Origin of the sequence: Vibrio mytili, assembly GCF_000830505.1 — a bacterium.
Taxonomy (GTDB): Bacteria; Pseudomonadota; Gammaproteobacteria; order Enterobacterales; family Vibrionaceae; genus Vibrio; species Vibrio mytili.
In genome coordinates, this window is record NZ_JXOK01000037.1 from 46,497 (window position 1) to 72,875 (window position 26,379).

Sequence of the window (26,379 nt, forward strand, 5' to 3'; positions counted from 1 at the left end):
CTTATGGGCGCGCCATTTGACTAATAGGCAGTGTATACCAATGTTTAACTCTGGCGGCTAGCTCTCATCTTTAGCATGGTCGGGTTTGTTATATTATTGGTATTCATGTAGTTGACTTATTAGTCGTATAAACATCAAGGATATGGTGATGCTCTCAAAAGAAAAAACCGGGTTGATCGTTGTCGATGTGCAGGGCAAGCTTGCGACATTGATGCATGAAAGTGATGCTTTAGTAGAGAACATCACTAAGCTGTCTCAAGGTGCGAAAGTGTTAGGCTTGCCGATTTTATGGCTAGAGCAGAACCCAACAAGGTTAGGGCAGACGGCGGAGCGATCCGTAATGTGTTACAAGACAACCTATTACCCATCGCGAAATACACCTTCGATGCATGTAAAAATGAGACCTTTCAACTTGCATTGCAAAATGCCAACGTCGATACCTGGTTGATCTGTGGCATAGAAGCACATATCTGCGTTTACCAAACCGCGGTTTCATTAAGGCAGCTCAGCTATCGTGTTGAATTAGTAACGGATTGTGTTTCTTCTCGTACAGCGGCAAATAAAGCGCTGGCGTTAGCAAAATTGACAGCACATGGTGTGACGTTGACAGGGGTTGAGATGTGCTTGTATGAAATGCTAGAAGACTGCCGAACGCCAGAGTTTAAAGACGTTCTAGCACTCATTAAGTAACGCGCTTTACTCAAATTCTCGCTGATACCTTGGCAGCATCGATTCGTTGCCAAGTAGCCCACCTTGATGAATGTAGATCAAGGTTTTATCACTGTTTTCTTCTAACCAAGGCGCTAAGCATTGCCACATGTAAGGATCATAGAGAAGATCAAACTCAATGTTGGTTTGCTCATCGAGTGCTTTCCAAATCGCGTAATCTTCAGCTATAAGCGACCAAAATGGTGTTTAGGACGTGCTGTTAATATGGTTGGGTGACTGCTTTCACCAAGCTGGTTGAACTGCTCGGTTAAATAGCTCGCATCTCCGACACATGGACAAGTTAACACTTCGATGCCGTGCGGACTTAAATGCTTGTGAAGATACAAAGCCGTTGTGCCTGTTCCTGATGGCAATGCAAGTGTAAACTGCTCTTTGCTGCGAAAGCGTGTCCAATCGAGAATTTCGCGGGCTAACTGTTTAATACCCGTTTCAGCCAGTTGACTGCGTCCTCCTTCTGGGACGATCAGAGCGCTATTATCTGATTCATACTGGCACGAAATGTATTCATTAGGATGAAGGTCAGATCCAAGATCCTGCATGGCGGTAATCTGCATTCCCAAATCAAGCGCACCGCGATAATTGCCAATCGGCGCTTTTTTTAACCAGTCCGGTATGTGACTAACGTAAAAGTGAAATGCCCAGCCTTTAATTTTTGCTAACGCAGCCAATGAGTACATGGCATTGGATTGCGCGGAACCAAAACTCACTAAGGTAGTAATGTCAGGGTTTTGAGTTTCCATGAGTGCCATGAACTTTCTAGCTTTATTACCTGAAAAGTGAGAATGCAACATGTCATCTCGCTTTAAAAAGAACGTGCGACCATTAAAACTGTGTTGGGTGATTGGGCTTTCTGAAAGTTTCATCTTGTCTCTAACGGCGTTGCTGGCGTCAACTGAATCTTGTGCAAAAGACGCACAGTGTACCGCCATCCTGTTCATAACAACAACCAGTTAATAACAAAAGGGCTTCAGAATTGCTTCTGAAGCCCTTTGATTTGTTCGTGTTTATCGACGTTTCGGTTTACGCTGACCCGCGGGTTTACCCTGATTTTGGGGGCGTCCATTACCTTGTGGTTTGCCATTGTTGGTCGCGTTTCCACGTGGGTTGTTTTTATGTCCATGTGGGTTAGGTCCACGGACTTGACTATTACCCGAGCCATTCTTGCTAGCAGAACCATTTCGGTTACCCGAAGGATCACCATCACGCGAGCCGTTTTCTGGCTTTTTGTTTAGGTGGCCACCAAAACCAGGTTGGTTCTTGGTGTGTTTAGTGGCAAAGCGATTCGCACCGTGACGACCCGATTTACGGCGTTGAGCTGGTGTGAGCGTATCCGTATCTTCAGCTGGAACCAAACAAGTTGGTTTATCGCCGATTAAGTGTTTTTTACCCATATTGATCAGCGCTTCACGGATCATTGGCCAGTTTGCTGGATCGTGGTAACGCAGCAGCGCTTTATGCAGACGACGCTGACGCTCTCCCTTAGCCACCGGGATCTCTTCACGCTGTTTGTATTTCACACGTTTAAGAGGGTTTGTTTCTGAATAATACATCGACGTTGCGTTACACATCGGCGATGGATAGAAGTTCTGAACTTGGTCACACTCGAAGTTGTTTTTCTTTAACCAGAGTGCAAGATTCAACATATCTTCGTCTTCGGTCCCTGGGTGCGCAGAAATAAAGTAAGGGATCAGGTACTGCTTCTTGCCAGCTTCAGCGCTGTACTTCTCGAACATCTCTTTAAAGCGATCGTATGTTCCCATACCAGGTTTCATCATCAGATCCAGCGGACCTTTTTCAGTATGTTCAGGAGCAATTTTTAAGTAGCCGCCCACGTGATGAGTCACCAGCTCTTTGACGTATTCTGGTGATTCGATAGCAAGATCGTAGCGTACGCCAGAAGCAACCATTACCTTCTTTACGCCTTCGACTTTACGCGCTGCGCGGTATAAATCGATGGTGTGCTTGTGGTCGGTATTGAGTTTGTTACAGATACCTGGGAACACACAAGAGGGACGACGACAGTTTGCTTCTGCTTTTGGATCCTTACAGCCCAATCGGTACATATTGGCTGTCGGGCCGCCAAGATCGGAAATTGTACCAGTGAAGCCCGGCACTTTGTCGCGAATTTCTTCGATCTCGTTGATGATTGATTCTTGTGAACGGTTTTGGATAATTCGTCCTTCATGTTCCGTAATCGAACAGAATGAACAACCACCAAAACAGCCGCGCATGATGTTCACCGACGTTTTGATCATGTCATATGCTGGGATTTTCGCTTTGCCATACATCGGGTGAGGCACACGCGCGTATGGCAAGTCAAATACGAAATCCATCTCTTCTGTAGTGAGTGGGATAGCGCTTGGTTTACCCAAAGTTCGCGATCACCATGACGCTGGATCAAGGCGCGACCGGAATACGGGTTGGTCTCTAAATGCATGATACGGCTTGCGTGCGCGTATAAAATGCGGTCGTTATTTAGTTTCTCAAAATGAGGCAGGCGCACAGCGGTGGTTTTGGCATCATGACGTGATGGACGAATCGTAATCGGCTGAGCTGCGGGTGGTTCATCTTTCTTTGTTTCGCACTGCGTTTCTACCTCATAAGGGTTTTTAGGAACAAACGCTTCTTTACGAGGTTTCTCAATGCGAGAAGAATCGATAATTGTATAACCTTCTGGTGCGACTGGCAGATTGACGGCAGTTCCACGAATATTCGTCATCATCGAAATATCTTCACCGTCAGCTAGTCGGTGCGCAACTTCGACCAGTGCACGTTCTGCGTTACCAAACAGAAGAATGTCGGCCTTAGCATCAAACAGCACTGAACGACGTACTTTATCGGACCAATAATCATAGTGAGCAACACGACGTAAACTCGCTTCGATCCCACCTAAGACAATAGGCACCCCTTTAAACGCTTCACGACAACGCTGAGAGTAGACCAAAGTCGCACGATCGGGCCGTTTGCCGCCTTCGTTGTTTGGTGTATAGGCATCATCGTGACGAAGCTTTTTATCCGCAGTGTAACGGTTTATCATCGAGTCCATGTTGCCTGCAGTGATCCCGAAGAACAGATTTGGCTTACCAAGCTGCATAAAGGCATCTTTATTGTGCCATTCTGGTTGAGCAATGATGCCAACACGGAAGCCTTGAGCTTCGAGAAGGCGCCCGATGATAGCCATACCAAAGCTTGGGTGATCCACATAGGCATCACCTGTTACGATAATAATGTCACAGCTATCCCACCCTAGAGCATCCATTTCTTTCCGGCTTGTCGGTAAGAAAGGTGCGGTGCCAAAGCACTCGGCCCAGTATTTTTTGTGCTCGTGAATAGGGGTGATGGTATTGGTCATATTTTGCTCTCTGTTCCGGGGAGCGCGAATTATAGCGATTTGACGATCAGGTATCTACACCCAATTTATCCTTAGTTTTTCGAGGTTATTATTGGTTTTTCTGTTGGCTGTTCACATGATCACATGATCACATGAGTCAGAGATACCGTGAGAAAAAGCCCAACCCTTTCAGTTTAGTTCAGAAGTACAGGCTACGGCTCATAAAACCCTTAAGGTGTTTAGGTGGTTTGCCTTTAAGCGATTTGCTATTATCGCCACCCCAAACGACTTTTGAGCTTGCTTGTCACATGATTCAACAACTGCTGGTTACTTTTTCACCTATGCTATTTGGCGCACAGGCGCTGTTAACGTTACTTCTGATAAAAGGCGATATTTGTCCTGGTCAGCGAGGCCGTCTTCATAAAATGTTGCCTGCGATAGGGGTCATGTGGTTGGCTGTCGCCTCAATTCGTATTGAAGCGTTTATGGTCGTGTTTGCGATTTTTTATTTTTATTCTCAAGTTCAAACTAAGAAAACACGCGAGAAAGGACCGCTGTGGGTATTGCACCTAGCTAACGGTTTAGCGTTTGCGTATGTCGTTATTCAAGTTTTTGAGCAGGCGAGTTGGCCAGCTTCAGCGGCGATAGCTTTGATGGTTTTCTTTTTGGGGGCGTCATTTTCTCAATTGCTTCTTACGATTGCTCGTAGTCGCTTGCAAGCGTTTCATCGCATTTTGCCTGTTACTGGCATTTTGTCTGGAATGTTAATCGCGATAGCGATGTTGTTTTCGTCATATCAATTGGATGAAACATTGCTCAACGAGGCAACTCAGCCAATATTATTATCTCTAGCCATGCTTATTGCGTCTATCGTGGTATGGTGCTGGCATATTTTTACCCAAAAAGCGCCTGAGAAAGTGCAACTGACGGTGGCGTTGATACTCGCAATGGCTTCGATGACAAGCGTGCAGAATCTTTTTATGTTGAGCGCTTAAGTTTCTATCTTGCTTTCGTTTTTGTTTTGAGTGCTCAAGCCATGTCACGCTTTACATTCGTGAGACTTTAAAATCTCTAAATTAACGCTAAGCTTTTATTAGATGTTGTCGAAAAGGAGTGTCGCGATGGATTTAAGCAATGTGAATAACCTCGATAGTATTATTTTGTTAGGTATCGTCAACGAGAAGCTTCGCTTAGAGTGTGACAGTTTTGACGAAATGGTCTCCATGTACGAAATGGATGTGGAATCTGTGGTCGGTAAGCTCGACACACTGGGTTATCAATACGATCCACTTACCAACCAGTTTAAAGCGTATCAGCGCTAACTAAATTCACGTCTTTTATGTCGTTCATCTTTTTCAACGGACGTTAAGCCATCTTGATCCCATCAAGGTGGCTTTTACATTGTTGCCTTGCCGTAGCAAAGAATGCTTGTAAATAACGTTTGTCCTTTTCTGAATTTCGCGTTGCAGCAAACAAACGACGCCACAATCCATCTCCAAACGGTTTACTGGTAATTAATCCCTGACGAGAGAACTCAGAAATCGCCCAGTTTGGTAACGCAGCAACGCCCAATCCAGCTGAAACCATTTGAACAAGCATTAATGTGTTATCCGCCTGTTTCCATTTTGCTGGCTCGACGCCTGCTGGTTGGAGGAAATGCTTAACGACGTCTAATCTTTGTTTTTGCACCGGATAAGACAGCATGGTTTGATCGGCCAGATCTTTCGGCTCGATAACCGCTTTTTCAGCCAGTGGGTGGTTGGTTGCCGTGATTAGGCGCATCTCAAAATCAAATAAAGGCTCGTAATGGACTTCAGAACGAGGCTGAATATCAGAAGTGATGACTAAATCAAGCTCACCGGCAAGGAGGGCGGGTAAGGGTTCAAATCCGAAACCAGATGAAAAATCGAGCGTCACACTTGGCCAAGCAAGTTGATATTCTTTTAGTGCAGGCATTAACCATTGGAAGCATGAATGGCACTCAATCGCCATATGCAAACGCCCATTCACGTCTTCTTTCAAGCTGGCGAGTTCATTTTCTGCACGTGCTAGCTTGGGCAATATATCGTCCGCGAGGCGTAGCAAAATTTCACCTTCTGATGTGAACTTTACTGGGCGCGTTTTTCTAAGGAACAGGTGACCACCAATCCTGGATTCTAAGTCCTTGATTTGGTGAGAGAGTGCGGATTGAGTAAGGTGTAGGGCTGTTGCCGTTGCTGTAAGTGAGCCCGTATCGCGCAGCGAAGTCAGTGTTCGCAAATGTTTTAACTCTATCATGAATCCCTTTCATCCTATGCTGTTCACCATGAACATAGCTAACTTAGCGCTAAACATTGGAAATGTAAACGTCTAGATGGCTATTTAAATAAAATAGCCGAGTTTAGAGGAAAGAATGATGAATTTTTTTAATAAACAAGTTGAATAATCGGATGTTGTACGTTTCGACGAGTAGAGAGATAGTTTAGCCATCCAGACATCTTTGGTTTAAGTCGGAGGTGCTCTGCCCATACTCATAGAATAAGGAATAGGGACATGGCGACAACAACACACATACTTGGTTATCCACGTATTGGAGAAAAACGAGAACTGAAACGTGCATTAGAAAAATATTGGAAAGGAGAGATTGACCAAGACGCGTTAAAGAGAGTTGGCAGCGACCTGCGCACCAAAAACTGGGCGACGCAAAAAGAAGCGGGTTTAAGCTATATCACCGCAGGTGATTTTGCTTGGTATGATCATGTTCTCACGACCACTTTGCTTTTGGGTCACGTGCCAAAGCGTCACTCGGATGATGGTGCGCCTAATCTCGATACGTTATTCAAGGTTGGGCGTGGGCAGTCTCAGGTGAATTGTGGTTGTAAAGGAGCAGCCGCATCCGACATGACCAAATGGTTTAACACCAACTACCATTACATCGTACCAGAGTTCAGCAAAGACGATACGTTTAAGGTTAGCTGGCCACAGCTATTTGAAGAAGTGAGTGAAGCAGTAAGAACCGGACACAATGTTAAACCAGTTTTACTCGGACCATTGACGTATTTATACCTTGGAAAAGAAGTTGAACAAGATTTTAATAGGCTTACGCTGTTACCAAAATTGCTTACGGCTTACCAAGAGGTTCTGGCAAAACTGGCTAACTCAGGCGTGCAATGGGTTCAAATTGATGAGCCAATTTTGTCGCTAGAGCTGGAAAATGACTGGCTCGAAGCATTTAAGCGGGCTTATCAAGTGCTGCGTTGTGATATCAAAGTACTATTAACGACTTACTTTGATTCTGTAGTGGATACGCTAGATAACATTGTCCAGTTACCCGTCGACGGTTTACATGTCGACCTTTCTGCGGCTCCTGAGCAGTTGGATGAAGTTCTCGACAAGTTGCCTCGCGACTGGATACTGTCTGTCGGTGTCGTTAATGGTCGAAATGTGTGGCGCTCTGATTTGAGTGCACTTCTTGAACGTTTGTTGCCAGTAAAAGAAAAACTCGGCGATCAACTCTGGTTGGCGAGCTCGTGTTCACTATTGCACAGTCCGGTGGATCTAGACCTAGAGTCGGATCTGAATAAAGAAGTAAAAAGCTGGTTTGCATTTGCCAAGCAAAAAGTATCGGAAGTCGCGTTATTAGCCAAAGCCTTAGACGGCGATAAAGAGGCCATCTTAGCGTGTGATGATTACAGTCAGCCAATCAAAGCTCGGTTAACCTCTACACAGGTGAATAAGCCGCAGGTGCAAGCCCGCTTAAACAGCATCACCGCCACCTTGTGTGAGCGAAGCGCCCCGTATGCAGAGCGAGCGGCTCATCAAGCGGAAGTGTTAGGTTTGCCATTACTGCCGACAACTACAATAGGGTCATTCCCGCAAACGGGTGAGATTCGTGTGCAACGTAGCGCGTACCGCAATGGTCAGTTATCTGAAGAGGGCTATGTTCAAGCATTGAAAAGGCACATTGCAGATGCTGTGAAACGCCAAGAAGCGCTGGATCTTGATGTGCTTGTTCATGGAGAGGCAGAGCGAAATGACATGGTTGAGTACTTTGCCGAAAACTTAAGTGGATTTCAAACGACTCAATTTGGTTGGGTGCAGAGTTATGGCTCTCGCTGCGTAAAACCGGCCATTGTTGTAGCAGACATTGAACGGGAGACGCCCATCACTGTCGATTGGTCTGCATACGCGCAGTCATTAACGAGCAAGCAAATGAAAGGTATGCTTACAGGGCCTGTGACCATACTGTGTTGGACATTTCCACGTGAGGATATTACCCGCGAACAAATTGCGCAGCAGTTGGCGTTGGCGCTACGAGATGAAGTCTCTGATCTACAAGACGCAGGAATCAATATTATCCAAATTGATGAGCCAGCGATTCGTGAAGGCCTGCCACTCAAACAGAGAGATCATCAAGCTTATCTTCAATGGGCTGTGAATGCCTTTAAGCTCACAGCGGCGATCGCGAAGCCAGAAACACAAATTCACACACATATGTGTTATAGCGAATTTAATGAAATCATTGACTCAGTCGCGGCGCTTGATGCTGATGTAATTACCATCGAAACTTCACGCTCTAATATGGAGTTGTTAAAGGCTTTTGAAGAGTTTAACTATCCAAATGAGATTGGGCCGGGTGTTTACGACATTCACTCCCCAAATATTCCAGAGAAAGAGTGGATAGAAGATCTAATCAAGAAAGCGGCGCAAAGGATTCCAGTGCAACGTTTGTGGGTAAACCCTGATTGTGGTTTAAAAACACGAAACTGGGCAGAAACGGAAGCGGCATTAGCAAACCTTGTTGCGGCAGCGAAGACGCTACGTTCTGAATTAGCATAATCCGCAGGAAAACAAACACAAACGGAGACCTCAGGCCTCCGTTTTTCTTGCTTTGTTACGCTGAATATCGCGTTGTTTCTTTAGGTTACTGCGTTTTTTGTTGTCCACTGCAACGCTGAGCCGAAATAAGCTCGTCGGCCATGAGTTGTCCACGCGAATTGCGGATTTTCAGCCGATACATCAACCCCATGTCGATCTGCTGACGAATGGCTGGTGTGTTGCAGTAGGTGTAAATACCGGTATTGATCACTTGTGCTAGTGGTTTGGCACCCGTTGCACCATCGTTATATATCATCATCATTTCGACCACGTTTTTATTGGACGAAACTCGCATGATTTGCAAAGGTCCATACTCAATCGGCAACCCAGCAGATAGCACACCAGCACGATTCGAGGCCATTAGTTCAAGTTGACGTTCTTTGTCACCGCTAGACGAACAACCCGCCAGTGCACCAAGGACGAGGAAAATACACAGTAACTTTTTCATAATTTAAAACACTTTTTTGAATGGTTTTACGATCACATTTTCGTAAACGCCTGCCGCCACATAAGGGTCGGCATCTGCCCATGCTTGTGCGTCTTCCAATGATGAAAACTCAGCAATGACCGTAGAACCAGTAAAACCTGCTTCTCCTGGATTATCTGAGTCAATCGCTGGCATTGGGCCCGCAGTAAGAAGACGGCCTTCATCCTGAAGGTTTTGCAAACGCTCAAGGTGCTGAGGGCGCACACTCATGCGCTTTTCTAGTGAATTCTCGACATCCTGAGAAAAGATTACGTACCACATAGCATAGTTCCTTAATTAGACGGGTGAAGCGTTAATTTAACGACTTTTTCGCGTAACTCACAAGTTAACTATAAAAAATGTGAGATTATTCCTAACAATTAGAGTGAGTTAATTTCAACGTGTGCCAATCCGTTCTAATTGACGATTGGACGAGGTTTGCCTTCTGTATCAATAGCCACATAGTTGAAGGTCGCGTCACACACCATAAAGCGATCACCAACGCCTTGTTCTTTAACTGGTTTGACCCAAACCTCCAGATCAATACTCATAGAAGTACGGCCGATTTTTGTGCATTCGCCATAGCAGCAAACAACATCACCGACACGTACTGGTTTTTTAAAAGTGATGCTAGAGACGGAAACCGTAACGATGCGACCTGAGGAAATTTCTTTTGCGAGAATGCCGCCAGCAAGGTCAAGCTGCGACATGATCCACCCACCAAATATATCACCATTGGCATTGGTGTCTGCTGGCATTGCTAGGGTACGCAGTAGTAGTTGACCCTTAGGGGAGTATTGTTCCTGACTCATTTTTATATCCGTAAACAGTAGTCAATGTTCTGAGTGGTCCACAAAAAGTGTCTCCAATAACTCAGAAAGTACAAACAAAACAGCGACCCGTAGGTCGCTGTTTAATATTTGATCGTAGAATCAAATTGGTCGGATTATAGCGAAAGATGACGTCTTATTCATCTATTGAAACGTCAGAAGATGACGTCTTATTCATCTATTGAAACGTCAGAAGATCCGTCTTTCTGTTCTTTTGGCATGTGTCTGTAGATATAGAAGCCAGTTGCAATCATATAGGCGAATGTCGCTATCAATAAGCCAAACACTTTAAAGTTTACCCAAACGTCTAGAGGAAGTTTGTAAGCAACATAGATGTTTAAGCCCGCACAGAAAGAGAAAAATGCAACCCACGCCCAGTTGATTCGAGTCCAAACCTGTTCTGGTAAGGTAATCTCCTTCCCTAACATGCCTTTAATCGCTGATTTGCCCATGGCATGACTCACTGCAAGTCCAACAGCGAACACGACATAAACAATGGTGACTTTCCATTTTATGAAGTTGTCGTCGTGAAGGAAAATCGTCATACCACCAAATATAGCGACCATCGCAAAAGTGATTAACTGCATCTTTTCGACTTTTTTGTACAACGCGAAGGTAACGACGATTTGAATTGCCGTTGCAATGATCAGTGCGCCTGTCGCTACATAGATATCGTACATTTTGTATAAAGCGAAGAAGACAATGAGTGGGATAAAATCAAGGATTTGCTTCATATTGCAAAAAACTACCTATTTATTGAATTGCCCACAGTCTAACGCAATCTCACACAATGTGAATAGCGGGAGACAATTGGATACAAAAAAGCCGCTCGTGTGAGCGGCTTTGGACAAGAAAAATAAGGCTTAAGCGTCTTGTTTATTTAGCTCAAGTTCTTTTTCTGCTTCTGCGAGTTCTTCTTCTACTAGCGCATCAACAATCACAGCACATGCCGCGTCACCAGTAAGAGTGATATTCAAATCTTTATAAGTTCGAGAACTCTACTCGATGTATTAAGCGCTCTTTAACAGAAAAAATGAGAATTCATGAAAGTGCATATTTAACGCATCTGATGTGGGCCGCAAATATTGTTGGTGATTTATCGATTGCTATATGTCGGCGTTAATATAACGGGTTTGAACTTCCTTTGAGAGAGCATATTCAGGAGCGAAAGGAAGTGGAAATGATAACGATAACAAGTGGATAGTTAGTTGAATATGAAATATCGAGGCGTCGCCAGTTTGGCATTAGCGGTTAGTATAGCGGGTTGTAAAAGTCTCCCCACAATGTATCCGTCCGCACATAAAGTCATGGTCGTCAGAGACACATTGGTTTTTGATGGATGATAACAGGAGAAACTGTTCTTGAGGCCATGCGGGTCGTTCGAGAAAGCAATGGCCCAGTCAAAAAGCTCAAGATTACGAGTACTGGCGGAGATATGGCTGTTGGTATTGAGTTTGGCTACTTCGTTAAAGAAAACAATTTTGATGTAGAAGTCAGTGAGTTATGTTTTTCTTCCTGTGCGAACTATGTTTTGCCCGCTGCAAAAAGTGTGGTGGTTAACACTAACTCGTTGATTGGTTGGCACGGTGGGGCAATACAATCTAATGAGTTATGGGAATTAAGTCTCCCCGAGAAAGATAGGCCAGCATTTATGGATTATCTAAACCGCTTGCGAGTAAAAGAAACGGCCTTTTTTGGCTATGTCGATGTTGACCAACAAATCACGACTTATGGGCAGACTATTAGCAATAGCTGTCAAAAAAAGAAGAAAACAGATGGTTGGTACTACTCTATTGACGACCTACATAGAATGGGCATTCAAAATATTACAGTAAAAGGTACAGGGCTATTAAGTGAAATAGAATATAAAGACGATAGTGGGCGAATGGACACAACTCAGTTTAATGGTAAAAAGATTACATCCTGTTTACTCGAGGGCGTTTTTGATAATGCCTAGTTACGGACAAACCATAGTTACGAATAAATCTGAGGCGTGACGTCGAAGCTACTACGACAAGTTTTTAAAATTAAGCATGCCCTAAACCAAAAAAGCCGCTCGTGTGAGCGGCTTTGGACAAGAAAAATAAGGCTTAAGCGTCTTGTTTATTTAGCTCAAGTTGTTTTTCTGCTTCTGCGAGTTCTTCTTCTACTAGCGCATCAACGATCACAGCACATGCCGCGTCACCAGTAATATTTAGTGCAGTACGAATCATATCGAAGATACGGTCAAGAGCGAATAGCAGTGGTAACCCTTCGATTGGAATGCCCGCCGCAAGTAGAACCGCAACAACAAGGAATGATGGACCAGGAACACCTGCTTGACCAACTGCGCCCAGAGTCGAAGTGACGATGATTGCAATGTATGCGCCCATGCCTAGGTCGATGTTGAATAGCTGTGCGAAGAAAATCGCGACCAAACCGTAGTAAATCGCGTTACCAGACATGTTGATTGTTGCACCAAGAGGTAAAACAAACGAAGCGGTTGAGTTTTTAACACCAAGTTCTTTTTCACACGTATCCATGGTGACAGGTAATGTCGCCATTGATGAAGCGGTTGATAGTGCAACGGCTTGTGGTTTCTTCATTGAAGAGATGAATTTCTTCGCTGAAGTCTTCGTGAAGATGTGAACCATTGCAGGGTATACAACGAAGCCAAAGATCAGGATTGCCGCTGTGTAGACGACGAACAGTTTGAACACGACCATGAGGCGCCAAAGCCAAACGTACCAACTGCTTCTGCCATCAGACCAAATACACCGATAGGTGCAATGATCATCACTTTGTTGATCATCCAAACCATAGCGTCAACGATGCAGTTAACACCGTTTAGGATAGGATCACGGCGTTCCTTATCTTGCTTAGCAATCGCGATACCAAAGAACAGGCAGAATACAAGGATTTGTAGGATGTTTGCATCATTCAGTGATTGGAAAACGTTGGTTGGGATCATGCCTGTGATGGTTGCCCAAAAAGTAGGTAGTTCACCTTTTGATGCGTATTCAGCTGAGAACATGCCTTGTACGCCGGATACGTCGATGCCCATGCCAGGTTGGAACAGTTCACCCATCACTAGAGCAAGTGCAACGGCTAAAGCGGAGGTCAATGCGAAGTAGCCCAATGTCACTACGCCGACTTTACCAGCAGACTGGCTGTTACCAAGACCTGCAGCACCAGAAATCAAAGCAACGGCAACCAAAGGGATCACCAGCATTTTGATCAAATTAATAAAGATCGCGCCTAAAGGAGCGAACATAGTTGCATCGTGGCCCATTATGGCACCGACTGCCGTCCCCGCTATCATAGCAATGACGACTTGAACGCCAATGTTGTTTAGCAAATTCTTCTGTTTTAACACTTCCATAACCTCTGTGCTGGTGATTTATACAATCCTAAAATTACCCACCGGTAATTAAATACAATGTGGATAATTATTTCGCACCTGCTTTTTACACTTATCACTCAAAATTAGCAATATGCTTATGGGGCTTATTGATGAAAAAATCGATATTTTATTGACAATTGTTAAGTTTTTATACCAAAGCAAACGATTGCTTTGGGTTTTGAGTGCAATTAAACCGCGTAAATATTCTATCGAAGAATAGGTTGGACCAGAGCGATTCAAAATCATGTTAATAAATTGAGTTTTATTTGTGATGCGTTTTTTATTCAACTTGGAGCACAATAAATCGTCACGACAATTCGAATTGACACTCTCATTTTGGTCAAAACGACAGGCGAAACGCCTATTAGTTTATCTTCTCAAATTTTGGTTTCCTAATCAGTGGAATATCAACGCCAATGATCTCGTGATCGGTTGGCATTGAAGTTCTCGTATAACAAGTTATTTTCAATATTTACAGTGGGGCTGTGGGTCTTTCGTGATGATTTTTTTGCAGCCAATACTGTCGGAGTAGAGTTGAGTCCGATTAGAGACGCTGACTCAAAACCTAGAGCTAGAGGAAGTGGGATGAATCAAATCAATCCGGCTAAATTGCTAAGCAGCAAGTGGACAGCCGCGAATCCAAGCAATCGAGAAAAGCATTTTTTAGTGACTGAAATGGAGTATGACGACGAAGGCCGTGTGATTTCTTGTAAATTAGAAGCGGTTCTTTCAAAGAATGAGTATTTGATAGACTGGACGGAATTGAAACACCAAGACAAGTGGCTTCAAGGTTGGAAATAGAGAACAAAAAAACGCCCACTAGCGCTAGCTTAGTGGGCGTTTGTGATTCACATGATTATTTTTGTGTCGCGGATTTCATTGCGGATACGAATTCAGCAAGTTTGTCGAGCATGGTTTGTGGCTGTTCGACGTTGGTTTCGATAATTTTCACGACAGCCGAACCAGAGATAGCGCCTGCAGCACCCGCTTCTATAGCTTGCTTGACTTGTGAAGGCTCAGATATTCCAAAACCGAGAAGAGCTGGTGGCGCATCATATTGATTTAGTCGTTCCAACAATTGTCCAACAGGCATGTTCGCTTTCGTTTCCGCCCCAGTTACTCCTGAGCGTGAGAGTAGGTAAGTGTAGCCGCTACTTAGTTTCGCCACTTGTTCTAGGGTTTCATCGCTTGCTGTCGGTGGTGCGATAAAAATCGGGTCAATACCAAATTTTTCGGCTGCAGCAACAAACTCATCACTTTCATTGGTCGGTACATCGGCAATAAGTACTGAATCGATACCTGCTTTTGCACAGTGCGCATAGAAATCTATACCTCGTGAAAAGACCAAGTTGGCATACATCAATAAACCGATAGGTAAATCAGGATATTTTGCACGGATCTTACCGATTTGCTCGAAGCAGATATCTGGTGTCGCACCAGATTCTAACGCTCGATTGTTCGCACCTTGAATGGTTGGGCCATCGGCTAAAGGATCAGAGAAGGGGATACCCAGCTCGAGAGCATCTGCACCAGACTCTACAAGTGTTTCCATTATCTTGTAGGACTGTTCAGCATTGGGATCGCCAACCGTGACAAACGGTACAAACGCGCCTTGTTTTTTTTCGTTTAGGCGAGCAAACATCTTCTCATAACGGCTCATTAGATGACTCCTTTTTCTTCTAAGATGGCATGCACGGTGAAGATGTCTTTGTCACCACGACCAGATAAGTTAACCACTAACAGTTGTTCTTTTTCAGGATTCTCTCGTGCCATATGTAGCGCATGCGCAAGTGCATGCGACGACTCTAGAGCCGCGATAATGCCTTCGCTACGGGCGATTTCTTGGAATGCTTCTAGCGCTTCATCATCCGTTACGTTAGCGTATTCAGCACGGCCAATTGCATTCAGGTGCGCGTGTTGTGGACCAACTGAAGGGAAATCCAAACCTGCGGAGACTGAGTATGATTCTTCAATCTGACCATTCTCGTCCTGCATTAGCGGTGCTTTCATACCGAAGTAAATACCAGTTTTACCATGCTTTAGTGGTGCACCGTGTTGGTCTGTATCGATACCTTTACCAGCAGGTTCAACACCGATGAGTTTGACGCTCTCTTCTTCGATAAAGTCTGCAAACATACCAATCGCATTTGAGCCACCGCCGACACAAGCGATCACCGCATCTGGAAGGCGTCCTTCACGCGCAAGGATTTGGTTTTTAGTTTCTTCACCGATCATTCGTTGGAATTCACGCACAATCGTTGGGAATGGGTGCGGACCTGCAGCGGTACCCAATAGGTAGTGTGCATCTTCATAGGTTGCTGACCAATCACGCAATGCTTCATTACAGGCATCTTTTAGCGTTGAAGAGCCCGAATGGACAGGAATCACTTCTGCACCCATCAGCTTCATACGAAATACGTTCGGGCTTTGTCGTTCAACGTCTTTTGCGCCCATGTATACGCGACATTTAAGACCAAGTAGCGCACAAGCTAATGCGGTTGCAACACCATGTTGACCAGCACCAGTTTCAGCGATGATTTCGTTTTTTCCCATACGCTTAGCTAACAGTGCTTGACCAAGTACCTGGTTGGTTTTGTGCGCGCCACCATGAAGCAGATCCTCACGTTTCAGGTACAGTTTGGTTTTCGTACCTTTAGTTAGGTTGCGAGCCAGGGTCAGTGCCGTCGGGCGTCCTGCGTACTCTTGTAATAGCGACATAAATTCGCTACGGAACTCAGGATCTTGCTGCGCATCGATAAACGCTTGCTCTAACTGGTCCAAAGCAGGGACCAGGATTTGCGGAACGTACTGACCGCCGTATTCGCCAAAGTAGGCATTCAGTTTTGCCATTGTGATATTCCTTTTCCTAATCTTTAATAGCTGCGGATAGCAGTAAATGCTTCGAGCAACTTGTGTGAATCTTTTTTACCTGGCGCATTTTCCACACCAGAATTGAGGTCCAAACCTAAGCAACCGAGAGTCGCGGCTTGTTGCGCGTTGTCTGGTGATAGGCCACCAGCTAACATGATCTGGCTTGGGTCACCGATCAATGACCAATCGAATGTTTGGCCTGTTCCGCCGGATTGACTGCCCACTTGCGCATCTAGCAAATGTCGATCTACGTTATTATCAAGTAGAGCTGGCATCGTGTCTTTTACGCCATAGGCTTTCCAAATTTCCACACCTTGTGGAAGCTCCGCTCTTAGTTGGTCGACGTAAGCTTGATCTTCTGTACCGTGTAGTTGTACCGCTTTTAAACCCAAAGAGGTGGCAATGGATGCCACAAAATCAATATCGTGATTTTGGAAAACGCCAACATAGTGAAGAGGGGCACCACTCATTGTCAGGCGAGCACTTTCTAAGTTAACAGTACGTTTTGATTTTTCAACGAAAATCAGCCCTCCAAATACGGCACCGGCTTTATATGCGTTTGCTGCATCATCAGGGTGAGTTAAACCACAAACTTTGTTTTCACCAAGCGTCACTTTACGTACCGCAAGTTCCAAATTGTCTTCTGACATAAGAGAACTGCCAATCAGAAAACCATCCGCGTACGCTGCAAGATCGCGCACTTGTTGATGGGTATATATACCGGATTCCGAGATAACGGTTGCTTCTGGCGCCAGTTCTCTAATAGTAGGAGCTAGCTCTTTCGTGCGGTTAAGATCTGTGCTCAGGTCACGTAAGTTACGGTTGTTGATACCGATGACGCGAGCACCTAGGTTAACGGCGCGGTGTAACTCTTCTATATTGCTGACTTCGGTAAGAATGCCCATGTTTAGGCTGTGCGCCGCTTCCGCCAAAGCTCGGTATTCTTCGTCGTTGAGTACAGACAGCATTAATAAGATAGCGTCTGCCTGATAATAACGAGCAAGGTACACTTGGTATGTATCGACCATAAAGTCTTTGCACAAAACGGGTTGTTTTACTTTATTTCGCACGCGCGGAATAAATTCAAAGTTACCCTGAAAGTACTTCTCATCCGTCAAAACCGAAATAGCGTCAGCATGATTGTTGTAGACCGATGCAATGTATTCCAAATCGAAGTCATCACGTATCAGTCCCTTTGATGGTGAAGCCTTTTTACACTCCGTAATGAATACGGTTTTGTCACCACTTAATGCATCATAGAACTGCGATCTGATGGCTCTAGTTCTGACTGAAATGTACTTAAATGCTGTGATGCTTTGCGTTCAGCAACCCACTGGTATTTGTCACGAACAATTTTGGCTAACACTTCTGCCATTTCTGCTTCTTTTTTAGAAACATGCTCAGATAAGTTGTCAGCTTGCTGAGTATTGGAATCTGTCATCTGCGTTATTTCCTTAAGCGTGTGCGGCAAGTTGCTGTACGAGTTGGTAAGCCTTGCCTGAGTTCATCACCTCGATCGCTTGTTGTGTATTGGCTTTTAAATCTTCATGACCAAACAGGCGCATCAGCAGTGCCACATTGGCTGCGACTGCGCCAAGCTGAGCTTCGGTTCCCTTTCCGGTCAGAATGTTAGTAATGATGGCTTTGTTTTCTTCGGGAGTACCGCCTTTTATCGCTTCAAGCGGGTGTGGCTTCAAGCCAAAGTCTTCTGGCGTTAGCGTGTACTCAGTAATGCGACCATCTTTGATTTCCGCCACGGTTGTTGAACCATGAATCGCGACTTCATCAAGTCCGCTACCGTGCACCACAGCAGCGCGCTTCATACCCATTTGTAGCATGGTTTCAGCGATAGGATGAACCAGTTCTTCGCTGTACACGCCCATTAATTCAATGTTCGGGCGTGCAGGGTTGATCAACGGGCCGAGAATATTGAAGATAGTGCGTGTCTTCATGATTTGGCGCACAGGCATCGCGTGACGAACTCCACCGTGATATTGCGGAGCAAACAAGAATGCAACACCAATGTCATCAATGGCTTTGCGAGTGTCTTCAGCACTCATCGCTAAGTTGATGCCAAATGAGTCTAACAGATCAGAAGATCCTGATTTACTGGATACACTGCGATTACCGTGTTTTGCGACTTTTAATCCACAGGCGGCAGCGACAAATGCAGCGTCGTAGAAATGTTGATGGTATCGTGACCGTCACCCCCAGTACCAACGATGTCTGCAAAGTCGTAATCAGGGCGCGGGAATGGGTTTGCATTCGCCAGAAGCGCTTTTGCAGCACCCGCAATTTCATCAGGTGTTTCGCCTTTTATTTTCAAGGCGGTTAACGCAGATGCCATCAAAATAGGGTCAAGCTCACCGCGAATAATGACATCAAAGAGCTGCTGACTTTCTTCTTGCGTAAGGGATTGTTGTTCATAAAGTTTTTTGATAATTGTTTCCATTATTTCTCTTCCCATTTCCTTATGCGTTGTTTTTCTCAAGGGCCCATTCAATCGCATTCGCCAGTAAGGTCGCGCCATATGTGGTCATAATTGATTCCGGGTGGAATTGGAATCCGCACACTTTATCCTGTTCATGAACTACCGACATGGTTAAACCGTCAACCTCTGCTGTGACTGTAAGGCTTGATGGTACGGACAGTGCGACTAAAGAGTGATAACGCGCTATCGCAAGTGGTGATGGTAGGTTGAGATAAGTGGCGTGATTTTGGTGAGCCATCATTGAAACCTTACCATGAATGATTTCACCAGCACCGCCAACCGTTCCACCATAGGCTTCAATAATGGCCTGATGGCCAAGGCAAATACCGATGATTGGCACTTTACCTTTCATGCGCTGAATCAATTCTGGCATTGAGCCCGCCTCTGACGGCGCACCAGGGCCAGGAGAGAGCAAAACCACTGGGCTTTCGAGTTTGTTGACTTCTTGCTCGATGGTCTCTGCTGAGATGTTGTTGCGATAAATGGTCACCGAATGACCGAGGGAGCGAAATTGATCCACAAGGTTGTAGGTGAATGAATCAAAGTTGTCGATGAATACAATATTAGCCATGCTCTGCGACTCCTAATTCTTTGGTGATGAGTTGGCAGATGAATGTGCTGCCTGAATCGCCGAGATAACGGCTTGTGCCTTACCGCGAGTTTCATCCGCTTCGGCTTGCGGCTCTGAGTCGAACACGACACCAGCGCCTGCTTGCACTTGAGCAATGCCATTTTCTACGTAAGCAGAACGAATCACGATACAAGTATCAAGTGTTCCCTCTCCGGTAAGATACCCAACCGCGCCGCCATAGCTGCCACGTCGAACGCCTTCAACCTCACGGATTAACTGCATCGCACGGATTTTAGGTGCACCAGTTAAAGTGCCCATGTTCATACATGCTTGATAAGCATGCAGGGCATCTAAGTCTCCGCGTAATTGACCTACCACTCGAGACACCAAATGCATCACGTGGCTATAACGATCGACTTTGAGTAAATCAGCTACGTGACGAGTGCCTGCTTGTGCGATGCGTGCAACATCATTACGCGCCAAATCGACCAGCATCATGTGTTCCGCGTTTTCCTTCATGTCGGTTCGCAGTTCTAGTTCGATGCGGCTATCTAAATCAAAATCTATTTCGCCATTTGGGCGCTTACCACGACGTCGAGTACCTGCGATTGGGTAAATCTCAATTTGGTTTGTTTCCGTTGCGTACTTCAAGGCACTTTCTGGTGATGCTCCAAATAACGTGAACAGTTCGTCTTGCATATAGAACATGTAAGGGCTTGGGTTACTTTGCTTTAACTCTTTATAGGCAGCAAGAGGTGAAGGGCAAGGGAGCGTAAAGCGACGCGAAGGTACAACCTGAAAAATATCGCCTTTGACGACGTACTCTTTAAGATCGCGAACGATTTGGCAGTAGTCCTCATCAGAGATGCTGGTTTCAATGTCAACATTAGCCAATTGCACGGCTTGAGGAAGCGATTTTGGCGATGCACATTGCTGAGTGATTTCTTTAATGCGCGTTTCTAGCGTCTCTTTTTGTGAATCATCGACAAAGAGTGTGGCTTGCAGCTGGCATGATTCAGTTTGGTGATCAACGACAAGCAATGTCTCGGCGACATAAAAAACGTAGTCAGGACATTGATTGGTGGTATCAGCGTTGCCCAATGGCTCAAAGTTTGCCACCAAGTCATAAGCAAATAAGCCACCTAAGAAAATGGCATGCTGATCATGCTGCTTGACGTCAAAACTGTGCTGGATTAAACGCAGCGCATCAAATGACGAGGCTTCTCTCAAACGAGAGTCTTCATCAATGGTGTTACATGGCTGAGTGAATTCTAACGTTAAAGTCTCACCATCGAATTGATGCTCAATGGAGTCACGTACGTGGTTGTCGAGGTGAGATAATAAGTTTTTACCGTTTTCGGTTAGCGCATGCATGCTCACCGTGTGGTCAAAGCAAACAATACGAACGGCAGAATCAACAATTAACAATGATTTTAGATCCTGCTTCGAATCAATCTCAGCGGATTCGAGCAATAAGCTATCCGTCTTGTTTTCACATAAGGTGTGAAACAAGCGGGTCGGGTCTTGATTGTAAGGAACGGAAGCGGTTAATACTTCCAGTTGTCCAAGATTCTTGATTTCAATGGCCTTGTTCACAAGACCTCCTTAATAGCTATTTTAATCTTCCTGCTGAACATAGTCGCATAAAGTGAGCGTGGCCCCAATTAAGAGTTTACGATATCCGATTATTGTTTGAGCAGTTGAACATGAAAAGGGCGACCAAATAAAAAAGCCCGCTCTAGGGCGGGCTTTCTAACGTTGGATTCTCTAAACTAGAAGTACACGTTTGCCCACCAAGAACTTGTCCAAGTGCGCCACCAAGCAACATCTGACGAGTTTGTTTTATTAAGACAAACTTTCAATTCGGCTTTTTGGTTTTTAGAGAGTTCTTGTAACATAATGAACCTTAACTTACGTGCTTTGTATTTGTGTACTAGTTAACTAGTGCGGAGGTAAAAAGTCAACCCCAAAACGGCATTAAAACGATAAAATTATGAGAATTGATTTACATAGTCACACCACTGCCTCAGATGGTCGATTGGAACCGAGAGATTTAGTGGAGCGCGCACTGAGTTTTGATATCGAGTTTTTGGCAATTACCGATCATGACACGGTTGATGGATTAGCGTTGGCAAAGCAGTACGTTGAAGAAAACGATTTGCCAATAAAGATCCTTAATGGGATTGAAATATCGACAGTATGGCAGAACAAAGACATCCATATTGTGGGTCTAAATATCGATCCGGATAGTCCAGCATTGAATGCTTTAATCGAACAACAAAAACAGCACCGTATTGCGCGTGCAGAACTGATGGCTTCTCGGTTAGAAAAAGCGACCCGAGAAGGTGTGCTTGAAGAAGTACAGGCAATTGCAGGTGAAGCACCAATAACGCGGGCGCATTTTGCTAAATGGTTGGTCGATAATGGTTATGCGAAAACCATGCAGATGGTGTTCAAAAAGTATCTAACGCGGAACAACCCAGGCTATGTGCCACCTAATTGGTGTTCAATGAAGGACGCGGTAGACGCCATCCATGCTGCTGGTGGTCTAGCGGTATTAGCTCATCCAGGACGATATCAGTTGACAGCAAAGTGGATTAAGCGTCTTCTTACTGCGTTTGTTGAAGCAAAAGGCGATGCAATGGAGGTTGCTCAGCCCCAGCAAGCGCAACATGAAAGGCGCAACTTGGCTGATTATGCGATACAATACAATCTATTAGCATCCCAAGGCAGTGACTTTCATTATCCATCTCCTTGGATGGAGTTAGGTCGAAACCTCTGGTTACCGTCAGGCGTAGAACCTGTTTGGAAAGATTGGGGTATTGATCCGTCGTTGGTTAAAGCTCAACCAGATGGGGTTTAAACCCTTTAAGAATATAGAGCCGAGAGGCTCGATAATGAGGAATTACAATGAGCCAGTTTTTTTACGTTCACCCAGAAAACCCACAGGCTCGCTTGATCAATCAAGCAGTAGCAATCATTCGTAATGGCGGCGTTGTCGTCTACCCAACCGACTCAGGGTATGCACTTGGCTGCCAATTAGAAAATAAGCAAGCGTTAGAACGTATCTGCCAGATCCGTCGCTTAGATGATAAACACAACTTTACGTTATTGTGTCGCGATCTATCCGAGATCTCTTTGTATGCACGTATTGATAATAGTGCATTCCGATTACTGAAAAACAACACGCCGGGGCCATACACCTTTATTTTTAAAGGCACCAAAGAAGTTCCTCGTCGTTTAATGAACGCGAAACGCAAAACGATAGGTATTCGTGTTCCAGACAACCGGATAGCACTTGACCTATTGGAAGCATTAGGCGAGCCGTTGATGTCGACATCGTTGATCCTGCCAAACAGTGATGTGACTGAATCTGATCCTGAAGACATCCGTGATAAATTAGAGCATGCGGTTGATGTGATTCTTAATGGTGGTTTCTTAGGTGAACAGCCAACCACCGTGATTGATTTTAGCGACGGTGAACCGGTTGTGGTTCGCCTTGGCTCGGGTGATCCCGCACCGTTTGAGTGAAAGCGAGTTTGAGTAAAGAAAAGTTTGAACGGGTATGCTTTTGAGTAAAAGAGCGAGTTCAAAACAGTAACCGACAGGAGGCCTAATGCCTCCTGTTTTTTTACGTTACGTTGAGATTAAGAAAATTCGAACAAGTCGATACCGTGATGCTCAGCGTAATGGATGTAGCCCGCACTTACGCCGCTAAGTGTTACTTCTACGTTGTATTCGTCACTAGAGAAAACAGCTGAACCAGAATCGTTATAAGAAAGGGTTAAGTCGTCCGCTGAGTCGAGGAAGGTATCACGAAGACCGTCTCCGTCGGTGTCTCTGCCAATATTAAACACCAATTTGTCATGGAAAATATTGAAGTCAACAATATCCGCTTTTATGTCAATGTCGTTGATATCAACGGGTTGATCAGGAACACGGATTGGCATGCTATTGGTCAAGACAAAGGTATCATCACCCCAACCGCCTTTAAGGGTTGATTCTCCGTCACCAACGATAAGTTTGTCGTTACCCCAGCCGCCGTTTAAATAGTTGTTGCCTGAGTAGTCCACTAGGACATCATCACCAATCCCACCCAATAGAGTGTCATTGTCTAGCCCACCCGATAAATAGTCGTTACCAAAACCACCGGAAATAAAGTCATCACCACGTCCTCCAACCAGTCTGTCTTCCCCCCAGCAGCCAAATACGATGTCATCGCCATTTAAACCTACGAAGTTATCAGCACCACCAAAGCCAAAGAAAACATCGGGTGAATCTGTACCATTTGTACCCGTGATATCATCATCCCTGTTGGTACCGAATATCCAGTTGAGATCGAAATTAAATTTGAACATGAATTTATTCCTTTTATATTTTTGACAGGCAAGCGAAATTTGAGTCTGGACATCTATACTCAAGTAGCCTTAAGACTCAAGTCGCCTCAAGGTGCTTGTTCAGCGAGAATTTATTCGCTTTCAAGCAAGGAACGGATTTGAATATAGGACTCAGTTAACTATGTAATTTTATCAGCCTCTTGGTCAGTTGGATGGAAGCTGAAGACGGATATTAGTAGGGTTCTAATCAAAGGGGATAACTCATACTAAGTATTAGATTTGGCTTAAGTCCTTATTAGTATTATGGTCTTGTTGGTGTATAGAATGGCGCCGATTTCGCTTACATTAGTTGAGAATATTACGTATAATGTCCGACCGAAAAATCCCATTATATGGGTAATTAGAAAAATTAAGGCCAATCTTGGTCTAGACGTCTGTGAAGACGACACATAGGTAAATAAATGAGCGAAAAGTTACAAAAAGTATTAGCACGTGCAGGTCACGGCTCTCGTCGAGAGATTGAATCGTTGATTAAATCTGGTCGCGTTAGTGTAAACGGCATGGTAGCTAAACTTGGTGAAAGACTGGAAGACGAAAACAGTGTAGTTCGTATTGATGGTCATGTTGTGTCTGCAAAGATACAAGAGGAAGTAATTTGTCGTGTGCTTGCTTACTACAAGCCAGAAGGTGAATTATGTACTCGTCACGATCCAGAAGGTCGTCGTACCGTTTTTGATCGTTTGCCAAAAATTCGTGGCTCTCGTTGGATTTCAGTTGGTCGACTTGATGCGAACACCTCAGGTCTGCTGCTTTTCACAACTGATGGTGAACTGGCAAACCGCCTCATGCATCCAAGCCGTCAAGTTGAACGTGAATACCTAGTGCGTGTGTTCGGTGAAGTCAATGAACAAAAAGTTCGTAACCTAGTAAAAGGTGTTGAACTGGAAGACGGTTTAGCTCGCTTTGAAGACGTGGTTTACGCAGGTGGTGAGGGGATGAACCACACTTTCTACGTGGTGATCAATGAAGGCCGTAACCGCGAAGTTCGTCGTCTATGGGAATCACAAGAGTGTACGGTTAGCCGCCTTAAGCGTGTTCGTTACGGTGATATTTTCCTAGATAAAAAACTGCCTCGTGGCGGTTGGATGGAACTCGACCTGAAAGAAGTGAATTACTTGCGAGAGCTGGTTGAGCTTCGTCCAGAAAAAGAAACCATGCTCGACTTAAACAAAGACAACACATCACGCAAGCGTGAACGTGCTCGCAGCCAAAAAATCCGTCGAGCGGTAAAACGTCACGAAGAGCGTGTAAATACGCCTAAAGGTCGCAGTAACAACCCAGCTCGCCGCAAGCCAAAGAAAAATGCGGGTGAACAGGGCGCGCGCAACAAGCATCGTTAATCTAATCGATCGCAACAAATCAGAAAGGCTCGCAATTTGCGAGCCTTTTTCTTATCTAGCCATTTCATTTAGAGCCAGCGTATTCGTATTATGTCAGCAAATTTAATGACAGACTGGAATCGGCTTAAACGTTGATATAAAAAAAACACCAGCGCTTGGCTGGTGTTGGTAGATAGCGGGTTTGGAAATGATATTAGTCACGCTTCCAAAGCATGTGACAGAACTTATGATCTGGGTCTCGGCTGATTAACATACGAGCGAATACGTCATTGAGTACATCATCATCTTCGTTAACTAGGCCGATTCGAACTTCAGCATACACTTCTTTGTCAATCTCGAAGCCTACGTGTTCAACCCAGTCTTCACCTGTTTCGACTAACTCTGCGGCTCCACGATCCTCAAATTGTGCAGTAAACAAAATGATATCGGCTGGCTCTAAGTTGTCAGGAGCCATTTCAAGAAATATATCGTACGCTGCATCAATAACGTCGTCGTAAGAAATCAAATCAGACATGCTTAAGCTCGGCTCATGTATTTACGTTCAGCTGTGTTTATCACAACGCGATCACCTGTTGCAATGTATTCTGGTACTTGAACAACAAGACCAGAAGCAAAACGAGCAGGTTTAGTACGAGCAGACGCTGATGCGCCTTTGATTGAAGGGTCTGTTTCTTCAATGACTAGCTCGACAGAAGATGGCAGTTCAAGACCTACTGGAGAACCGTCTACGAGAATAACGTGCATACCTTGAGTATCTTCATTAATGAACAGCAAGTCATCTTCGATTTCATTCTGTTTGAATGTGTATTGAGTATAGTCTTCATTATCCATGAAGATGTGCTCATCACCGTCCGCGTATGAGTAAACAACCGCGCGTTTATTCATTTCTACGGTGTCTACAACATCGTCAGATTTGTAACGCTCGTCTACGCGTGCGCCCGTTGTTAGATCGGTACAACGCATTTTGTAGATTTTAGCACCACCGCGACCACCAGGTGTGGTGACTTCGATGTCTTTTACTAAAAGAGTTTTACCATTAGACTCGATTGCGAAGCCTTTTTTGATCTCACTTGCCTTTGGCATTGTCTATTCCTATTACTGATTAAGCAAAACG

Annotated in this window: 21 protein-coding genes, 6 pseudogenes and 1 other annotated feature; of the genes and pseudogenes, 9 read left to right on the forward strand and 18 right to left on the reverse strand. The window is 44.8% G+C overall.

Annotation, left to right across the window (positions count from 1 at the left end; all coding sequences use genetic code 11):
• The first annotated feature begins 148 nt into the window (after window positions 1–148).
• Window positions 149–690, forward strand: a pseudogene (locus SU60_RS10295) (isochorismatase family protein).
• Window positions 691–696: 6 nt separating this feature from the next.
• Here the strand turns inward: SU60_RS10295 and SU60_RS10300 are convergent.
• Both SU60_RS10300 and SU60_RS10305 read right to left on the reverse strand, forming a co-directional pair.
• A pseudogene (locus SU60_RS10300) lies at window positions 697–1,592 on the reverse strand (1-aminocyclopropane-1-carboxylate deaminase/D-cysteine desulfhydrase).
• Between the two features lie 141 nt (window positions 1,593–1,733).
• Window positions 1,734–4,081: pseudogene (locus SU60_RS10305) on the reverse strand (YgiQ family radical SAM protein).
• 287 nt (window positions 4,082–4,368) lie between these two features.
• Here SU60_RS10305 and SU60_RS10310 point away from each other — a divergent pair.
• Together SU60_RS10310 and SU60_RS10315 are read left to right on the forward strand one after the other, a co-directional pair.
• Window positions 4,369–5,055, forward strand: a complete 687-nt coding sequence (locus SU60_RS10310) for a hypothetical protein (protein ID WP_041155549.1) — start codon at window positions 4,369–4,371, stop codon at window positions 5,053–5,055.
• A gap of 126 nt (window positions 5,056–5,181) precedes the next feature.
• Window positions 5,182–5,382 carry a DUF4250 domain-containing protein gene (locus SU60_RS10315; protein WP_041155433.1) on the forward strand — a complete coding sequence of 67 codons (201 nt, stop codon included), beginning with the start codon at window positions 5,182–5,184 and terminating at the stop codon, window positions 5,380–5,382.
• A gap of 43 nt (window positions 5,383–5,425) precedes the next feature.
• Here the strand turns inward: SU60_RS10315 and metR are convergent, their stop codons facing one another.
• Window positions 5,426–6,337 carry an HTH-type transcriptional regulator MetR gene (gene metR, locus SU60_RS10320; protein ID WP_041155434.1) on the reverse strand — a complete coding sequence of 304 codons (912 nt, stop codon included), beginning with the start codon at window positions 6,335–6,337 and terminating at the stop codon, window positions 5,426–5,428.
• A gap of 255 nt (window positions 6,338–6,592) precedes the next feature.
• Between metR and metE the strand changes: the two genes are divergently transcribed.
• Window positions 6,593–8,878 (forward strand): 5-methyltetrahydropteroyltriglutamate--homocysteine S-methyltransferase, encoded by a 2,286-nt coding sequence (gene metE, locus SU60_RS10325; protein ID WP_041155435.1) that lies wholly within the window; start codon window positions 6,593–6,595, stop codon window positions 8,876–8,878.
• A gap of 85 nt (window positions 8,879–8,963) precedes the next feature.
• Here metE and SU60_RS10330 read toward each other — a convergent pair whose 3' ends face one another.
• The 4 genes from SU60_RS10330 to SU60_RS10345 form a co-directional block, all read right to left on the reverse strand.
• On the reverse strand, window positions 8,964–9,365 hold the full coding sequence (locus SU60_RS10330; RefSeq protein WP_041155436.1) for a GspS/AspS pilotin family protein: 402 nt from the start codon (window positions 9,363–9,365) through the stop codon (window positions 8,964–8,966).
• A gap of 3 nt (window positions 9,366–9,368) precedes the next feature.
• Window positions 9,369–9,665, reverse strand: coding sequence for a YciI family protein (locus SU60_RS10335; RefSeq protein WP_041155437.1), 297 nt, complete (start codon window positions 9,663–9,665; stop codon window positions 9,369–9,371).
• A 134-nt stretch (window positions 9,666–9,799) separates the two neighbouring features.
• Window positions 9,800–10,195 (reverse strand): acyl-CoA thioester hydrolase YciA, encoded by a 396-nt coding sequence (yciA, locus tag SU60_RS10340; RefSeq protein ID WP_041155438.1) that lies wholly within the window; start codon window positions 10,193–10,195, stop codon window positions 9,800–9,802.
• Between the two features lie 188 nt (window positions 10,196–10,383).
• On the reverse strand, window positions 10,384–10,947 hold the full coding sequence (locus tag SU60_RS10345; RefSeq protein ID WP_041155439.1) for a septation protein A: 564 nt from the start codon (window positions 10,945–10,947) through the stop codon (window positions 10,384–10,386).
• Between the two features lie 605 nt (window positions 10,948–11,552).
• Between SU60_RS10345 and SU60_RS10350 the strand changes: the two genes are divergently transcribed.
• Window positions 11,553–12,170, forward strand: a complete 618-nt coding sequence (locus SU60_RS10350; protein ID WP_245228395.1) for a hypothetical protein — start codon at window positions 11,553–11,555, stop codon at window positions 12,168–12,170.
• Window positions 12,171–12,303: 133 nt separating this feature from the next.
• On the opposite strand, the pseudogene SU60_RS10355 reads toward SU60_RS10350, so the two are convergent.
• Window positions 12,304–13,574 (reverse strand): annotated as a pseudogene (locus SU60_RS10355) (dicarboxylate/amino acid:cation symporter).
• A gap of 606 nt (window positions 13,575–14,180) precedes the next feature.
• Between SU60_RS10355 and SU60_RS10360 the strand changes: the two are divergent.
• Window positions 14,181–14,396 (forward strand): TIGR02450 family Trp-rich protein, encoded by a 216-nt coding sequence (locus SU60_RS10360; RefSeq protein ID WP_041155440.1) that lies wholly within the window; start codon window positions 14,181–14,183, stop codon window positions 14,394–14,396.
• Window positions 14,397–14,451: 55 nt separating this feature from the next.
• On the opposite strand, the gene trpA is transcribed toward SU60_RS10360, so the two are convergent.
• The 7 genes and pseudogenes from trpA to trpL2 all read right to left on the reverse strand — a co-directional run bounded on the left by trpA (window position 14,452) and on the right by trpL2 (window position 21,426).
• Window positions 14,452–15,255: a tryptophan synthase subunit alpha gene (trpA, locus tag SU60_RS10365; RefSeq protein ID WP_041155441.1), complete on the reverse strand. Its 804-nt coding sequence runs from the start codon at window positions 15,253–15,255 to the stop codon at window positions 14,452–14,454.
• A complete protein-coding gene (trpB, locus tag SU60_RS10370; protein ID WP_041155442.1) occupies window positions 15,255–16,445 on the reverse strand; it encodes a tryptophan synthase subunit beta in 1,191 nt (396 codons plus the stop codon). Before trpB ends, trpA begins: the two co-directional genes overlap by 1 nt.
• Before the next feature lie 23 nt (window positions 16,446–16,468).
• Window positions 16,469–17,907 (reverse strand): annotated as a pseudogene (trpCF, locus tag SU60_RS10375) (bifunctional indole-3-glycerol-phosphate synthase TrpC/phosphoribosylanthranilate isomerase TrpF).
• Window positions 17,908–17,920: 13 nt separating this feature from the next.
• A pseudogene (trpD, locus tag SU60_RS10380) lies at window positions 17,921–18,918 on the reverse strand (anthranilate phosphoribosyltransferase).
• Between the two features lie 19 nt (window positions 18,919–18,937).
• On the reverse strand, window positions 18,938–19,528 hold the full coding sequence (locus tag SU60_RS10385; protein WP_041155443.1) for an aminodeoxychorismate/anthranilate synthase component II: 591 nt from the start codon (window positions 19,526–19,528) through the stop codon (window positions 18,938–18,940).
• Window positions 19,529–19,540: 12 nt separating this feature from the next.
• On the reverse strand, window positions 19,541–21,124 hold the full coding sequence (locus tag SU60_RS10390) for an anthranilate synthase component 1 (RefSeq protein ID WP_041155444.1): 1,584 nt from the start codon (window positions 21,122–21,124) through the stop codon (window positions 19,541–19,543).
• A gap of 127 nt (window positions 21,125–21,251) precedes the next feature.
• Window positions 21,252–21,354 (reverse strand) — a sequence feature (Trp leader region).
• Window positions 21,301–21,426 carry a tryptophan operon leader peptide gene (gene trpL2 / locus SU60_RS10395; RefSeq protein WP_041155445.1) on the reverse strand — a complete coding sequence of 42 codons (126 nt, stop codon included), beginning with the start codon at window positions 21,424–21,426 and terminating at the stop codon, window positions 21,301–21,303. Its footprint overlaps the feature before it by 54 nt.
• Before the next feature lie 95 nt (window positions 21,427–21,521).
• On the opposite strand from trpL2, the gene rnm reads away from it, so the two are divergent.
• A complete protein-coding gene (gene rnm, locus SU60_RS10400; protein WP_041155446.1) occupies window positions 21,522–22,391 on the forward strand; it encodes an RNase RNM in 870 nt (289 codons plus the stop codon).
• A gap of 47 nt (window positions 22,392–22,438) precedes the next feature.
• On the forward strand, window positions 22,439–23,059 hold the full coding sequence (locus tag SU60_RS10405) for an L-threonylcarbamoyladenylate synthase (RefSeq protein WP_041155447.1): 621 nt from the start codon (window positions 22,439–22,441) through the stop codon (window positions 23,057–23,059).
• 116 nt (window positions 23,060–23,175) lie between these two features.
• Here the strand turns inward: SU60_RS10405 and SU60_RS10410 are convergent, their stop codons facing one another.
• On the reverse strand, window positions 23,176–23,886 hold the full coding sequence (locus SU60_RS10410) for a calcium-binding protein (RefSeq protein WP_041155448.1): 711 nt from the start codon (window positions 23,884–23,886) through the stop codon (window positions 23,176–23,178).
• Window positions 23,887–24,326: 440 nt separating this feature from the next.
• On the opposite strand from SU60_RS10410, the gene rluB reads away from it, so the two are divergent.
• On the forward strand, window positions 24,327–25,265 hold the full coding sequence (gene rluB / locus SU60_RS10415) for a 23S rRNA pseudouridine(2605) synthase RluB (protein WP_041155449.1): 939 nt from the start codon (window positions 24,327–24,329) through the stop codon (window positions 25,263–25,265).
• 193 nt (window positions 25,266–25,458) lie between these two features.
• On the opposite strand, the gene SU60_RS10420 is transcribed toward rluB, so the two are convergent.
• Together SU60_RS10420 and efpL are read right to left on the reverse strand one after the other, a co-directional pair.
• Window positions 25,459–25,779, reverse strand: coding sequence for an HI1450 family dsDNA-mimic protein (locus SU60_RS10420; RefSeq protein ID WP_041155450.1), 321 nt, complete (start codon window positions 25,777–25,779; stop codon window positions 25,459–25,461).
• A 2-nt stretch (window positions 25,780–25,781) separates the two neighbouring features.
• On the reverse strand, window positions 25,782–26,348 hold the full coding sequence (gene efpL, locus SU60_RS10425) for an elongation factor P-like protein EfpL (protein ID WP_041155451.1): 567 nt from the start codon (window positions 26,346–26,348) through the stop codon (window positions 25,782–25,784).
• Window positions 26,349–26,379 lie beyond the last annotated feature (31 nt).

What these genes read in the sequence shown, in the direction of transcription:
- trpB (WP_041155442.1), bottom strand. Translation starts at nt 16,445, where the DNA reads ATGGCAAAACTGAATGCCTACTTTGGCGAATACGGCGGTCAGTACGTT.
- SU60_RS10345 (WP_041155439.1), bottom strand. Translation starts at nt 10,947, where the DNA reads ATGAAGCAAATCCTTGATTTTATCCCACTCATTGTCTTCTTCGCTTTA.
- SU60_RS10330 (WP_041155436.1), bottom strand. Translation starts at nt 9,365, where the DNA reads ATGAAAAAGTTACTGTGTATTTTCCTCGTCCTTGGTGCACTGGCGGGT.
- trpA (WP_041155441.1), bottom strand. Translation starts at nt 15,255, where the DNA reads ATGAGCCGTTATGAGAAGATGTTTGCTCGCCTAAACGAAAAAAAACAA.
- SU60_RS10335 (WP_041155437.1), bottom strand. Translation starts at nt 9,665, where the DNA reads ATGTGGTACGTAATCTTTTCTCAGGATGTCGAGAATTCACTAGAAAAG.
- metR (WP_041155434.1), bottom strand. Translation starts at nt 6,337, where the DNA reads ATGATAGAGTTAAAACATTTGCGAACACTGACTTCGCTGCGCGATACG.
- SU60_RS10360 (WP_041155440.1), top strand. Translation starts at nt 14,181, where the DNA reads ATGAATCAAATCAATCCGGCTAAATTGCTAAGCAGCAAGTGGACAGCC.
- metE (WP_041155435.1), top strand. Translation starts at nt 6,593, where the DNA reads ATGGCGACAACAACACACATACTTGGTTATCCACGTATTGGAGAAAAA.
- SU60_RS10410 (WP_041155448.1), bottom strand. Translation starts at nt 23,886, where the DNA reads ATGTTCAAATTTAATTTCGATCTCAACTGGATATTCGGTACCAACAGG.
- SU60_RS10385 (WP_041155443.1), bottom strand. Translation starts at nt 19,528, where the DNA reads ATGGCTAATATTGTATTCATCGACAACTTTGATTCATTCACCTACAAC.
- SU60_RS10310 (WP_041155549.1), top strand. Translation starts at nt 4,369, where the DNA reads ATGATTCAACAACTGCTGGTTACTTTTTCACCTATGCTATTTGGCGCA.
- SU60_RS10420 (WP_041155450.1), bottom strand. Translation starts at nt 25,779, where the DNA reads ATGTCTGATTTGATTTCTTACGACGACGTTATTGATGCAGCGTACGAT.
- rnm (WP_041155446.1), top strand. Translation starts at nt 21,522, where the DNA reads ATGAGAATTGATTTACATAGTCACACCACTGCCTCAGATGGTCGATTG.
- SU60_RS10405 (WP_041155447.1), top strand. Translation starts at nt 22,439, where the DNA reads ATGAGCCAGTTTTTTTACGTTCACCCAGAAAACCCACAGGCTCGCTTG.
- rluB (WP_041155449.1), top strand. Translation starts at nt 24,327, where the DNA reads ATGAGCGAAAAGTTACAAAAAGTATTAGCACGTGCAGGTCACGGCTCT.
- efpL (WP_041155451.1), bottom strand. Translation starts at nt 26,348, where the DNA reads ATGCCAAAGGCAAGTGAGATCAAAAAAGGCTTCGCAATCGAGTCTAAT.
- trpL2 (WP_041155445.1), bottom strand. Translation starts at nt 21,426, where the DNA reads ATGTTACAAGAACTCTCTAAAAACCAAAAAGCCGAATTGAAAGTTTGT.
- yciA (WP_041155438.1), bottom strand. Translation starts at nt 10,195, where the DNA reads ATGAGTCAGGAACAATACTCCCCTAAGGGTCAACTACTACTGCGTACC.
- SU60_RS10315 (WP_041155433.1), top strand. Translation starts at nt 5,182, where the DNA reads ATGGATTTAAGCAATGTGAATAACCTCGATAGTATTATTTTGTTAGGT.
- SU60_RS10350 (WP_245228395.1), top strand. Translation starts at nt 11,553, where the DNA reads ATGATAACAGGAGAAACTGTTCTTGAGGCCATGCGGGTCGTTCGAGAA.